This window comes from Janthinobacterium sp. SUN100 (genome assembly GCF_030397705.1).
Lineage (GTDB): Bacteria > Pseudomonadota > Gammaproteobacteria > Burkholderiales > Burkholderiaceae_D > Janthinobacterium > Janthinobacterium kumbetense.
The window spans coordinates 199,702-213,049 of sequence record NZ_JAPUBU010000003.1 but is presented as its reverse complement, the minus strand read 5'-3'; the positions used below and the strand labels follow the sequence as shown (position 1 = coordinate 213,049).

Here is a 13,348-nt window from a genome sequence, read left to right as displayed (position 1 = left end):
CGTTTTTTCCCGTTTTTCCCATGCGTAGCCAACGCCGCCAGCCCGGCCCAATCAGCCGGATACTGCACCCCATCCGCGGACGCCTGATCGTCGCCGCCGTGCTGGCCGGCACGGGGTCCATGCTCACCCTGGTGCCCTTGGCGGGCATCGCGCAGATCGCGCAAATCGCCATGGCCCCCGCGCTGGCGCCGGACGCTGTGTGGCCGATCATCGTCGCCAGCGTCGCCTGCCTGTTCCTCGGCATGGTCCTGATGTCGCTGGGCGAACTGGCCGCACACCTGGCCGACAACCACCTCACGCATCGATTGCGCCTGCAAGCCATGCAGCGCCTGGGGCAGGTGCCGCTGGGCTGGTTCACCAGCCGGGCCTCGGGCGAGGTCAAGCAGGCGATGCAGGACGACATCAATACCCTGCACAGCCTCACGGCGCACTTCTATACGACGACGGGGCGCGCCGTGGGCGCCATCGCCATCTCCGTCGTGTATCTATTCGCCATGGATTGGCGCCTGGCCCTCATCGCCATCCTGCCGTTTCCCGGCTTTTTCCTGTTCTTCGGCCGCGCCATGAAAGCCAGCGGCGGCAATATGGAGCAATTCGTCGCCGGCATGGGGCGCATCAACAATGCCGTGGTGGAATTCGTCAACGGCATTCCCGTGGTCAAGGCGTTCGGCGCCACGGGACGCGCGCACGGCAGCTACCGCACGGCCGTCGATGCGTTTGCCGATGCGTTTTCCGCGTTTACCCGTCCGCTGGTCGGTTCCATGGCCAACGCCAACGCGCTGATCGCGCCGGCCGCCGTGCTGGGCGTGGTGGTGCTTGCCGGCACGGCCTTCGTGGCCCTGGACTGGATTGCGCCCGTCGATATCCTGCCGTTCGCGCTCGTGGCGCCCGGCATTTCCGCGCCCATGCTGCTGCTGCATTACCTGACGCATGACCTCAACAACGCCACGGGGGCGGCCCAGCGTGTGCAAGCCTTGCTCGACACGCCCGTGCTGGCGCAGCCGGCGCCGGATGAGCAGCAGTTGCCCGACGGCACGGAGATCCGCCTGGAAGGCGTCGGCTATGCCTACGATGGACACAACAAGGTGTTGTCGGATATCACGCTGACTTTGCCGCCCGGCACGGTGACGGCCATCGTCGGCGCTTCCGGTTCCGGCAAGTCGACCCTGGCGCGGCTGCTGCTGCGCTTTTTCGACCCGACCGAGGGGCGCATCACCCTGGGCGGCGTCGACCTGCGGCACATCGCCACGCCCGAGCTGTACCGGCGCATCGGTTTCGTGCTGCAGGAAGTGCGCCTGATCCACGCCAGCGTGCGCGAGAACATCGCGCTGGGACGGCCATCGGCCAGCATGCACGAGATCGAACAGGCGGCGCGCCTGGCGAACATCCATGAACGCCTCCTGGCCTTGCCGCGCGGCTACGATTCCGTCATCGGCGAGGATGCGCAATTGTCCGGCGGCGAGTTGCAGCGCGTTAGCATCGCGCGTGCCGTGCTGCTCGACCCGTCCGTGCTGGTGCTCGATGAAGCGACGGCCGCGGCCGACGCGGAAAACGAGGTGGCGATCCAGGACGCGCTGTCGCGCTTTGCCCGGGACCGCACCCTGCTCATCATTGCGCACCGGCTCGACACGGTGATGCATGCCGACAACATCGTCGTCGTCGAGAACGGCGCCATCGTCGAACAGGGCAGCCATGCCGGCTTGCTCGCCGACAAGGGCCGCTATGCGCAACTGTGGGCGCTGGGCGGCTATCAGGATTTCCAGGAAGACACGGTGCTCCCATGCTGAAAACGTTTATTCAACTGCTGGGTGATGACGCGCCCGTGTTCCGCCGCTACTGTGCCATGGCGCTCGCGTATGGCGTGCTCAGCGGGCTGACCATCACGGCGCTGGTGCTGGCCCTGGGCCGCCTGCTGGGTGGCGACGTGGGCGGCGCGGCCCTGTGGCTGCTGGTGCTGCTGGCCGGGCTGGTCGCCTGCTGGGCCTGGCGGCGCCAGGTGGAAAAGGCCGGCGTGCGCGTGGGCGTGACGGTGCTGCAAGGGGCGCGCCAGCGCCTGGGCGACCACGTGGCGCGCCTGCCCGTCGGCTGGTTCACGCCGGACAACACGGCAAAACTGGGGCACGTCATCACGCAAGGCATGATGAATGTGGCCCAGCTGCCCGCCCACGTGTTGACGCCCGTCATTTGCGGCGCCGTCACGCCCGTCGTGATGGTCATCGCGCTGTTCGCGCTGCACTGGCAGCTGGGTCTCATCGCGCTGCTGGCGCTGCCCCTGCTGGTCGGCGCCTTGCGGCTCACCGCGTACCTGGGCCAGCGCGCCGACGATGCCTATCACCACCATTTTGCCCAGACCAGCCAGCGCCTCGTTGAGTTTGCGCAAGCGCAATCCGTCTTGCGCGCATTCAATGGCAACGGCAGTGGTGCAGCTGACGGCGGCACGCGTTTCCTGCAGCAAGCGATCGATGCGCAGCGCCAGGCGGGCACGCGGCTCATTTACCTGTCGGCGCTGTCGTCGGTGCTCAACGCCTGGACCGTGCAAGCCATCTTCGCCGCCTTGCTGGCCGCCGCCGCGCTGTGGCTTGACAGCCTGGCGGGCGGTGCTGCCGGCGCGGGCGACGCCATCGCCGTCATCGTGGCCTTGCTGCTGGTGGTGCGCTTGGTCGACCCGCTGCAGGAAGTGGCTAGCTATGGCGAAGTGCTGCGCGGCGCGCGCGGCCCGCTCGACGCGGCGCGCGATATTTTCGCCGTGCAGCCGCTGCCGGAAGCAGACAAGCCGCAGGCGCCGCGCGACGGCGCCGTCGAATTGCGCGGCGTGGCTTTCCGCTATGCACAGGATCAGACCGACGTCTTGACGAGCATCAACCTGCAGATTGCGCCGGGCAGCATGACGGCGCTGATCGGCGCGTCCGGCTCCGGCAAGACGACCCTGGTGCGCCTGATCGCGCGCTTCTTTGACGCCAGCGCAGGCGCGGTGCTGGTGGGCGGCGTCGATGTGCGCGATATGTCCAGCGAGCAATTGGCTGGCCAGATCAGCCAGATATTCCAGGACAGTTATCTGTTCCAGGGCAGCATCGGCGACAACATTCGCATCGGCAAGCCCGGCGCCACCGATGCCGAGGTGCGGGAAGCGGCGCGCCAGGCGGGCGTGGCCGAGATCATCGCCCGCCTGCCGCAGGGACTCGATACCCTGGTCGGCGAGGGCGGCGCGCGCCTGTCCGGCGGCGAACGCCAGCGCATCGCGATTGCCCGCGCCCTGGTCAAGGATGCGCCGATTTTGCTGGTCGATGAGGCGACGGCCGCGCTCGACTCGGAAAACCAGGCGGCCATTGCCGAAGCGCTGGCGCGGCTGCGCGGCAAGCGCACGGTGATCGTCATCGCCCACCAGTTGTCGACGGTGGCCATGGCCGACCAGATCGTCGTGCTGGACGGTGGCGTGATCCGCGAGCAAGGCGCGCCAGCCACCTTGCGCGCGCAGCACGGCCTGTACGCGCACTTCCTGGCCCAGCGCCAGGCGGCCAAGGGCTGGCGCATCGCCGCACCCGCCCGCCAGGCAGGCACGGAGTCCCGCATTTGACACGCGCGCGTCTGTTCTTCGTCTTCTTCCTGCTGTGCTGCACGTCCTTGCTGGTCGGTGCGCGGCAGATGGAGTGGGCGCAGTTGTTGTCCTCGTCCGACGCGCTGTCCGCCGACGCTTGGCTGACCCTGACGGCCAGCCGGCTGCCCCGCCTGGCGGCATTGGTGCTGACGGGCGTGGGCCTGTCCGTGTGCGGCGTCATCCTGCAGCACATCGTGCGCAACAAATTCGTCGAGCCGGCCACGTCGGGCGGTCTCGACGCGGCCAAGCTGGGCATTCTCGTGGCGCTCACCGTGGCGCCCGCGGCGGGCACGGCCGGCAAGATGGCGTTCGCGCTGGCCTTCTGTTTTGCCGCCAGCCTCGTGTATGTGGCCCTGATCCGCCGCATCCGCTTCAAGAATACGATACTCGTCCCCGTCATCGGCCTCGTGTATGGCGGCGTGCTGAGCGCCGTGGCCGAGTTTTATGCTTACCGCAACAACATCCTGCAAAGCATGCAGGGCTGGCTGCTGGGCGATTTCTCGAAGATCGTGCAGGGCAACTATGAAATCATTTATCTGATCCTGCCCATCGTTGCTCTGACGTATCTGTATGCGCAGCGCTTTACGGTGCTGGGCATGGGCGAGGGCATGGCCACCAGCCTGGGCTTGAACTACGGGGGCACGGTGGCGCTGGGCCTGATGCTGGTGGCCGTCACGGTGGCGGCCACGGTGATCACGGTGGGGGCGATCCCGTTTGTCGGGCTGGCCATTCCCAACCTGGTGGCCTTGCGCTACGGCGACAAGCTGGACCGCACCCTGCCCATTGTCGCGCTGGGCGGCGCGTCGCTGCTGCTGGCCTGCGACATCGCGGGGCGCTTGCTGATCTATCCATTCGAAGTGCCCATCGGCCTGACGGCAGGGGGCGTGGGGGGCGTGCTGTTCCTCATATTGATCATCCGGGGGCGGCGATGAGGCGCCGTTTGAACCAGCGCATGCTCTGGCTGGCCGCGTTGGCCCTGGCGCTCGCTTTCCTCTTCATCGGCGCAAATCTGGATGTCGATTACGTCATTCCCAAGCGCATGTCGCGCCTGGCCGCCATCGTTATCGGCGGCGTTTGCGTGGCCGTGTCGTCGATTGTGTTTCAGACCATCGCCGGCAACCGCATCCTGACGCCGGCCGTCATGGGTTACGAAGCCGTGTATTTGCTGCTGCAATCGCTGCTGATCCTCGCGATGGGCATGCACAGCGTGGTGCTGCTGGGGCAGAACGGCAATTTTGTCGTGTCGATTGCGCTGATGCTCGCGTATTCCTGGGCCATCCACTATTGGCTGTTTCGTGATGGAAAGAATAACGTGTATTTCCTGTTGCTGCTGGGATTCGTGCTGACGATGGTGATCGGCACATTTACCCAGTTCATCCAGCTGCGCATCAGTCCCGGTGAATTTGCCATCTTGCAAGGATTCAGCCAGGCCTCGTTCAACAAGGCGCAGCCCGTGCAGTTGCTGTACTCGGCCGTGCTGGCGGGCGCCGCCTGCGTGGCCGTGCTGAAAACCTTGCCGGCGCTCGACGTGCTGGCGCTGGGGCGCGAACAGGCCATCTCGCTCGGTATCGATTACCGGCGCATGGTGCGGCTGCAGCTGGCGCTGATCGCCGTGCTGGTGGCGGTGTCGACGAGCTTGCTGGGACCGACGGCCTTCATGGGCATCTTTGTAGCGAACACGACTTACGCCCTGGCCCGCACGGCGCGCCATCGCGTCACCTTGCCGCTGGGCTGCGCCATCGCCATCGTCATCTTCCTGGCCGCCCAGTTGCTGGTCGAACACGTTTTCAATTACCGGACCACGGTTGGCATCCTCGTCAACCTGGTGTGTGGCGCCTACTTCCTCGCGCTCATGGTCCGCACCCGAGGCACAGCATGATCCACGTCAAACAGATTGAAAAAAACTACGGCGAAAAGCGCGTGCTGGCCAAGGTCAGCGCGCAGTTTCCCAGGGGGAAAGTGACATCCTTGATCGGCCCGAACGGCGCCGGCAAGACGACCTTGCTGATGCTCATCGCGCGTCTGCAGGAAGCGCATGGCGGCGAGATTCTGATAGACGGGCGCAGCATTGCAACCATCCAGATCCGGGACTATGCACGACTCGTGGCCACCCTGCGCCAGTCGCCCGATTTTCACTTGCGCCTGACGGTGGAAGAGCTGGTCGCCTTCGGCCGCTTTCCCTACAGCCGTGGCGCGTTGACCGAACAGGACCGGCAAGCGATCGATGACGCCATCGCCTTCCTGTCGCTGGAGCATCTGCGCCTGGCGTATGTCGATGAGCTGAGCGGCGGCCAGCGGCAGATGGCCTTCCTGGCCATGACGATCGCCCAGCAGACCGATATTCTGCTGCTCGACGAGCCGCTCAACAACCTCGACATGAAGCATGCCGTGCAAATCATGCGCGCGCTGCGGCGCCTGTGCGACGAGCAGGGCCGCACGGTGATCCTGGTGATCCACGACATCAATTTCGCCGCCAACTATTCGGACCACATCGTCGCCATGCAGGGCGGCGCCGTGCGCTTTTCCGGCCCCTCGCACGAGGTCGTGACGGAAGAGCGCTTGCGCGCGCTGTACGACATCGATTTTCACATCGTGCGCAACGAGCGCGGCTGCGTCTGCAATTACTTTACCCCCACAGGAGCTTGAGATGATCTGGAACAAATCCCGCTGCGCGCTGGCCGTGCTGCTCGCCGCCATGGCTGCCCTGCAAGGCTGCACCGACAAGGCAGCCACGACGCCGCCAGCGCCTGCCGCCTCCGCGCCACCGCAGGCGTTTGCGCCCATCACCATCGAGCACAAGCTGGGCACGACGGTGCTCAAGCAGCGTCCCCAGAGGGTGGCCGTGCTCGACATGAACGAAGTCGATTTCTTCGACCAGCTGGGCGTGCCCGTGGCCGGCATGGTGAAGGATTACGTGCCGCATTTCCTCACCCGCTACAAGGAAGACCAGGGCATCCGCGACCTGGGCGCCATCGTGCAGCCGAATCTCGAGCATATCCACGCGCTCCAGCCCGACCTGATACTGATGACGTCGATCCAGGCCAACCATTACAAGGAACTGAGCCAGATCGCGCCCACCTTGCATTTCGACGTGGATTACCAGAACAGCGAGAGCAAGCACATCGAAGTGGTCAAGCAACACTTGCTCACACTGGGACGCATCTTTGGCAAGGAAGACATTGCTAACCAGAAAGCCGCGGAGCTCGACGCGAAGGTGGCGGATGCGCGCAAGGTGACGCAGGAGCGTCCCGAGAAGGCGCTCATCGTGCTGCATAACAACGGCGCCTTCAGTTCCTTTGGCGTGCGGTCGCGCTACGGTTTTGTGTTCGATGCGCTGGGCGTGAAGCCTGCCAGCTCGGCCATCGAGGCGGGCTTGCATGGCCAGCCCATTTCCAGCGAATTCATCCAGCAAGCCAATCCCGACATCATCTACGTGGTGGACCGCACGGCCGTGATGGAACACCGTCCCGTCATGACGGCCGAACAGATGGCCAATCCGCTGTTGCGCCAGACGAATGCCTGGAAGAACGGCCGCGTGGTCTTCGTCGATGCGGACGCCTGGTACATCACGGCGGCCAGCGTGACGTCTCTGAAGCGGGTGATCGACGACGTGCTCAAGGGTTATCAGTGAGATAAATTATTTTCGTAATGAGTCGTATTTGCATTGAGGGTTTTGCCTTTTCGTTCGGGAGATAGGGTGAGAACAAGCAATCATCCCTTCTGAAAGGATTTACTTTATGACCCAACGCATGGCAACCCGCCATCTTCCCGCCTTGAACCTGAGCCGTATCGCCACCGCCGTGCAACTGGCGCTCATCACGGGCTTGACCGTGGGGGCGCTGGGCGTGGCGGCCCCGCCAGCCTATGCGCAAGCGGGGGCGGGCCAGGCCCGGCAAGCGTTCAGCGTGCCGGCCGGTACGCTGGGCTTGGCGCTCAACACTTTCGCGGCCGAGGCGGGCGTCGAATTGACGGTCGAGGCTAGCTTGCTGCAAGGCAAGAACAGCGCCGGCCTGTCCGGCAGCTACAGCGTGCCCGAAGGCTTTTACGAATTGCTGCGCGGCCATGGCTTGCAAGCCGTGCGCGAGGGCAATGGCAGCTACACGGTGCGCCGCGAACCGGCGCACAGCGCCGCCGCCGAAGCCGCCGCCACTATGCCGGCCGTAACGGTGTGGGGCAAGGGCAACAGCGTGACGGATGCCTATGCAGGCGGACAAGTGGCGTCCGGCGGCCGCGTGGGATTTCTTGGCGACAAGGATTTCATGGAAACGCCGTTCAACACCATCAGCTATACGGATAAATTCATCGAAGACCGGCAGGCGCGCGACATCACCGACGTGATTTCCGCCGCCGACCCTACGGTCTTCAGCAGCGGCATGACGGGCATCATCGGCGAGAATTACTCGATACGGGGCTTCAGCTCGAATATCGGCGATGTCGCGTTTGGCGGACTGTACGGCATCTCGCCCTACTACCGTACGTCGCCTGAAATGTTCGAGCGTATCGAGGTGCTGAAGGGGCCATCGGCCTTGCTCAACGGCATGCCACCGGGCGGTTCCGTGGGCGGCAGCATCAACCTCGTGCCCAAGCGCGCGGGCGATGCGCCGCTGGCGCGCGTGACGGCGTCGTACATGTCGGATTCGCAATGGGGAGGGCATATTGATCTGGGTCAACGTTTTGGCGAGAATCAGCAATTCGGCATCCGGGTCAACGGCGTCTACCGCGACGGCGACGGCGCCATCGACCACCAGAAAAAGAAGACCCGGCTCGTCTCGGTCGGCCTGGACTGGCGTGGCAATGGCGCGCGCCTGTCCGCCGACCTGTATCACAGCGAGGACCGCGCCGATGGCTTGAACCGGGGCGTCAACCTGGCCCCCGGCTTGCCCGTGCCGCGTCCGCCGAAAGCGGAAACCCTGCTCAATCCCAGCTGGGCGTTTTACGACACCAAGGACAAGGGCGCCATGCTGCGCGGCGAACTGGACTTGAACGCGCAAGTGATGGCGTACGCGGCCGTGGGCGCCAGCCGGGCCGACTACCAGTCGACGGGCGCGTATCTGATCCAGGTATTCAACACGGCTGGCGATTACCGCACCAACGTCGCCGACCTGGGCTTCGACGTGGAAAAACAGTCGGCGGAAGCGGGTTTGCGGGGCAAGTTGCGCACGGGCGACATCGGCCATCAATGGGCCGTCAACGCCACGTATTATCACCACACGGACAAGCAGTACGGCCGCCGCAATACCCTGGCGAAAGACTGGATCACGAACATCTACCATCCCGTCTGGGGCCCGGCGACGCGCTTTGACGCGCCGCAAATTTCCAAGGCGGAACTGCGCCTGGCCAGCTTTGGCCTGGTCGATACACTTTCCTTTGCGCAAGACACCGTGCAGCTGACGGTGGGCTTGCGCCGCCAGGAAGTGCTCAGCGATAACTTCAACATCAAGACGGGCGCGCGCACCTCGCGCTATGACGAAAGCGCCACCACGCCCGCCGTCGCCCTGCTGGTCAAGGCCAGCAAGACCATCTCCTTGTACGGCAACTACATCGAAGGCTTGAGCCAGGGCGCCACGGCGCCGTTGACGGCCGCCAACTCGGGCGAGGTCTTTGCTCCATACAAATCGAAGCAGGCGGAGCTGGGCGTCAAGGTCGACCTGGGCGAGTTCGCGCATACGCTCAGCGTGTATGAAATCAAGCGCCCTAGCAGCTATGTCGATCCTGTCAGCAATATCTTTTCTTTTGGCGGAGAACAGCGCAACCGCGGCATCGACTGGGGCTTCTTCGGCTCGCCCCTGCGCGACGTGCGCCTGATGGGCGGCGTGGCGTATGTCGACCCGGTCTTGAGCAAGACCATGGGCGGCGCCAATCAGGGCAAGCAGGCGACGGGCGTGCCCAAGCTGCAAGCCAAGCTGGGCGTCGAGTGGGATACGCCCGCCATCCCTGGCGTGACCCTGACGGCGAATGCGACGGCGGCATCGAAGCAATACATCAATGCCGACAATTCGATGTCCGTGCCGGGCCGCACCGTGTTTGACCTGGGCGCCCGCTATGCGACGAAGGCGGCGGGCCGGCCCCTGACCGTGCGCGCCAGCGTGACGAACGTCGGCAACAGGGCGTACTGGGCGTTGCCGCAATGGACCAGCCTGGGCCTGGGCGCGCCGCGCACGGTCATGTTGTCGGCCACGACGGAGTTTTAAGCCGTCTCGCTGTTATTACTCGTCCGGGCCTCGCGCCTGGCTGCTTGAACGTTGCCACGTCCACATCAGGCCGATGCCGGCCGAGGTGCCGCTGTTTTGGCGCAGCAGGGGGCTGGCGCGGTTGGCGGCGCCTGTGTAAGTGTCGTAGCGTACAAAGGCAAAGGCGCGCCAGTCACGCTGCAGCCGGTAGGAACCGCCCAGGCCCAGCCGCGTGAGCATCAGCCCGCTTTTTGCCGCATACGCGGGGCGCTGGCCGGTGGCAAATGCGGGACTGACGCCATACAAGTAATCGTTGATGGCGGCATTGCCCAGCACGGCGCCCAGGCTGGCGTCCACATGCCAGGCCTGTTGCCCGCCTTGCAGCCCATACACGAGGCGCGGCTCGAAGGTGGTGCCTTGGCGGCGCAGGCCGCCGCGCGCTTCGATGACGGCGCGCAAGGGCAGCTCCAGCCCCAGGCGGCTGTGCTGCGTCGGCTCGGCCAGCCTGATTTTCAGGCGCGGGCCAAATTCCACCAAGGTACCCAGGTCCGGCATGCCGCGCCGGGCCGGCACGTCGCTGGACCTGGCCGGCAAGGACAGGGCAAAACCGATATCGAAATCGAATCGCTCCGTATCGAGCAGGCGCGCTCCCACGCCGGAGCGGTCGGCGCGCAAGACTTTCCCGCGATAAATCAGATAGGGCAGGGCCAGGCTGCGCGTCGAGCGTTCGCTGGCGCCCGGATAGGCGGGCGTGACGGCCGTGCCGCCAAACACGCCCGCTTCCCATAAGGGCAGCGGTGCTTCGACGGCGCGCGCCGGCGCCATGGTGGCGCAGAGGGTGGAGGCGGCCAGCAAGGGACGTGCGAGATTCATCGAGCAACTCCGCAAGGTTTGCCCACAGGCAGTGATTCCAGGTCGGCAAAGGCGCCCAGTGCCCACGATTGATGAAACCCCAGTTCATTGCGCACGGCCAAGGCTTCTGTCGCCTTGCCCTGGCGTTCATACAGGTCGATCAGGGCCTTGTAGCCGAGGGCGCTCGATTGTTTGCTGCTTTTCGCCAGCGCGATGGCCTGGCGGAAATGAAATTCGGCCGCATCGTAGCGGCAGGCCCCGCTGGCGGCGCGTCCCGCCTGGTGGTGCAGCCGTGCTTGCCAAGCGAGATCGCCGTGGCCCAGTTCGACATTCCCGACGGCGTCCGCGTAGTTGCGCATGGCTTGTGTCCAGTCGCCCTGGCTGGCCGCTTCTCGCCCCCATTGTTCCTGTTGCGCCGCCGTGCGCAGTTCGATTTGCGTGGCGCAGGCATTGAGCGCCATCAAGACGAACGGCAGGAGGAGGCAAGACCGGATGGGCGGCAGTGTGGACATGGCGCCACTGTAGCGTAAGGGAAGGCGCGCACGTTTGCGCGATACGCATGAATTCGGGATTTGCCCCGGCATGGATGACATATAATTTGCACACGACTTTGTTATTTTTGACAGTACACCTCACGGGAGCACCATGTTTTCACGCAAATTCCATTCTTGTGCACAGCTGATGCTGGCTACCATGCTGATGGGCTTTATCGCCGCTTCCCCCGCGCGCGCGCAGCAGGCGGCCGTCAAATTGCCGAATGTGGTGATCCTGGCCACGGGCGGCACCATCGCCGGCAGCGGCGCCGACAGCACCACCACCGTCGGCTACACCTCGGCCACCGTGGGTGTCGAGCGCCTGATCGCGGCCGTGCCGGAATTGAAAAAAGTGGCGAACGTGAAGGGCGAGCAAGTGTTCCAGATCGCCAGCGAAAGCATGGGTAATAGCCACTGGCTGGCCCTGGCCAAGCGCATCAACGTGCTGCTGGCCTCGAGCGATGTCGATGGCGTGGTCGTCACGCACGGCACCGACACCATCGAGGAAACGGCGTATTTCCTGAACCTGACCGTGAAGAGCCATAAACCGGTGGTGGTGGTGGGCGCCATGCGTCCGTCGACGGCCATCTCGGCTGACGGCCCCATCAACCTGTACAACGCCGTGATGCTGGCGGGCAGCAAGGAAGCCGTGGGCAAGGGCGTCTTGGTGGCCTTGAACGACCAGATCAACGCCGCGCGCGAAGTGACCAAAACCAATACATCGACCACCGACACCTTCAAGTCGCCGGAACTGGGCATGCTGGGCTACATCCAGGGCAGCAAGGCCTTTTTCTACCGCCAGTCGACGCGCAAGCACACGCTGGAGTCGGAATTTGACATCAGCAAGCTCGATGCCCTGCCGCAAGTGGACATCGTCTACGGCTACGCCAACATGAACCGCGTCGGCATGGACGCGTTCATCGCCGCCGGCGCCAAGGGCATCATCCACGCAGGCGTGGGCGATGGCAGCGTGGCCGCGCAAATGAAGCCGGCCCTGGTGGAAGCGCGCCAGAAGGGCGTGCTGATCGTGCGTTCGAGCCGCGTCGGCCAGGGCATCGTGGCGCGCAATGGCGAAGCCAACGACGATGAACTCGACAGTGTCGTATCCGACACCCTGAACCCGCAAAAAGCCCGCATCCTGCTGATGCTGGCCTTGACCAAAACCAATAGTACGCAAGAAATCCAGCGTATTTTCTACACGTATTGATCGCCGTCACGTCGGCCCGGCCACTGCGGCTGGGCTTGGCGGATTTACGCTTGCCCGCTTTGCTGCCATACTTCGTTTTTGAATAACTTCCTGGCTGAAGCAGCAACACTGTTCCTTCTCCCCTGTCCATGGCTATCCTGTCCGACATCATCCTGTATCCGATCAAATCGTGCGCCGGCATCCATTTGCGCGAGGCGGTCCTGACGCGCTCAGGGCTGATGAGCGAGCACGTGTTCGACCGCGAATGGATGGTGGTGGACGAGCAGGGCCGCTTCCTGACGCAGCGCGAACATCCGCGCATGGCGCTGATCGTGCCTTCCATCAAGGCCACCACCCTGGAATTGCGCGCGCCGGGCATGTTGCGGCTGGAAATCGAGCTGGGCTTGCCGCATCCGCAACTGGCGCCCATGCTGGACGTGCAAGTGTGGGACGATACCGTGCGCGCCTACGATTGCGACGACGTCACGGCCACCTGGTTTTCCAACGCCGTCGGCGTACCGTGCCGCCTGGTGCGCTTTCACCCGGACGTGGTGCGCGCCACCAGCACCAAGTGGACGGATGGCGTGGCCGCCTCGACCATGTTTGCCGATGGCTACCCGGTGCTGATCGCCGGCAGCGCTTCGCTAGCCGACGTCAATGACAAGCTGCGCGCCGCCGGCCGCGAGGCCTTGCCGATGAACCGTTTCCGTCCCAATCTCGTCATCGGCGATATCGGCGCCTTCGAGGAAGACTACGCCGACTTCCTGCAATTCGGCGCGACCGTGTTAAAACCCGTCAAGCCGTGCTCGCGCTGCCCGATTCCGTCGGTGGACCAGGCCACGGGCGTGCCCGGACCGGACCCGCTCGACGTCATGCATGGCTACCGCGCCAAGCCCGAGCTTGACGGCGCCATCTGCTTCGGCATGAACGCCATCGTCACCGAAGGCGGCGATGAGCGTATCGTAGTGGGGCAGGACATCGGTTTCGAACTGGCATTTTAAGCATGGCGCCC

At 64.7% G+C, this 13,348-nt stretch carries 11 protein-coding genes; 9 read left to right on the top strand and 2 right to left on the bottom strand.

From position 1 onward, the window contains the following. Positions 1-20: 20 nt before the first annotated feature. The 7 genes from O0881_RS17445 (at position 21) to O0881_RS17415 (ending at position 9,786) form a co-directional block, all read left to right on the top strand. Positions 21-1,787: an ABC transporter ATP-binding protein gene (locus tag O0881_RS17445; RefSeq protein WP_289912367.1), complete on the top strand. Its 1,767-nt coding sequence runs from the start codon at positions 21-23 to the stop codon at positions 1,785-1,787. Further along, entirely contained in the window at positions 1,781-3,574 is a 1,794-nt protein-coding gene (locus O0881_RS17440) for an ABC transporter ATP-binding protein (protein WP_289912366.1), read from the top strand. The genes O0881_RS17445 and O0881_RS17440 overlap by 7 nt, the downstream gene beginning before the upstream one ends. Beyond that, entirely contained in the window at positions 3,571-4,527 is a 957-nt protein-coding gene (locus tag O0881_RS17435; RefSeq protein WP_289912365.1) for an iron chelate uptake ABC transporter family permease subunit, read from the top strand. The genes O0881_RS17440 and O0881_RS17435 overlap by 4 nt, the downstream gene beginning before the upstream one ends. Further along, the gene (locus O0881_RS17430; RefSeq protein WP_289912364.1) at positions 4,524-5,474 is read left to right on the top strand and encodes an iron chelate uptake ABC transporter family permease subunit; all 951 of its coding nucleotides are present in this window, start codon (positions 4,524-4,526) and stop codon (positions 5,472-5,474) included. Before O0881_RS17435 ends, O0881_RS17430 begins: the two co-directional genes overlap by 4 nt. After that, a complete protein-coding gene (locus O0881_RS17425; RefSeq protein ID WP_289912363.1) occupies positions 5,471-6,241 on the top strand; it encodes an ATP-binding cassette domain-containing protein in 771 nt (256 codons plus the stop codon). Before O0881_RS17430 ends, O0881_RS17425 begins: the two co-directional genes overlap by 4 nt. Position 6,242: 1 nt before the next feature. Then, positions 6,243-7,226, top strand: coding sequence for a siderophore ABC transporter substrate-binding protein (locus tag O0881_RS17420; protein ID WP_289912362.1), 984 nt, complete (start codon positions 6,243-6,245; stop codon positions 7,224-7,226). A 106-nt stretch (positions 7,227-7,332) separates the two neighbouring features. Continuing rightward, the gene (locus tag O0881_RS17415) at positions 7,333-9,786 is read left to right on the top strand and encodes a TonB-dependent receptor (RefSeq protein WP_289912361.1); all 2,454 of its coding nucleotides are present in this window, start codon (positions 7,333-7,335) and stop codon (positions 9,784-9,786) included. Between the two features lie 15 nt (positions 9,787-9,801). On the opposite strand, the gene O0881_RS17410 is transcribed toward O0881_RS17415, so the two are convergent. Together O0881_RS17410 and O0881_RS17405 are read right to left on the bottom strand one after the other, a co-directional pair. Further along, entirely contained in the window at positions 9,802-10,638 is an 837-nt protein-coding gene (locus tag O0881_RS17410; protein WP_289912360.1) for a MipA/OmpV family protein, read from the bottom strand. Next, positions 10,635-11,129 (bottom strand): hypothetical protein, encoded by a 495-nt coding sequence (locus tag O0881_RS17405; RefSeq protein ID WP_289912359.1) that lies wholly within the window; start codon positions 11,127-11,129, stop codon positions 10,635-10,637. Before O0881_RS17405 ends, O0881_RS17410 begins: the two co-directional genes overlap by 4 nt. Before the next feature lie 133 nt (positions 11,130-11,262). Here O0881_RS17405 and O0881_RS17400 point away from each other — a divergent pair, with 133 nt between their 5' ends. Both O0881_RS17400 and O0881_RS17395 read left to right on the top strand, forming a co-directional pair. Then, the gene (locus O0881_RS17400; protein WP_099665695.1) at positions 11,263-12,357 is read left to right on the top strand and encodes a type II asparaginase; all 1,095 of its coding nucleotides are present in this window, start codon (positions 11,263-11,265) and stop codon (positions 12,355-12,357) included. A 128-nt stretch (positions 12,358-12,485) separates the two neighbouring features. Continuing rightward, positions 12,486-13,337 carry an MOSC N-terminal beta barrel domain-containing protein gene (locus O0881_RS17395; RefSeq protein ID WP_289912358.1) on the top strand — a complete coding sequence of 284 codons (852 nt, stop codon included), beginning with the start codon at positions 12,486-12,488 and terminating at the stop codon, positions 13,335-13,337. Positions 13,338-13,348 lie beyond the last annotated feature (11 nt).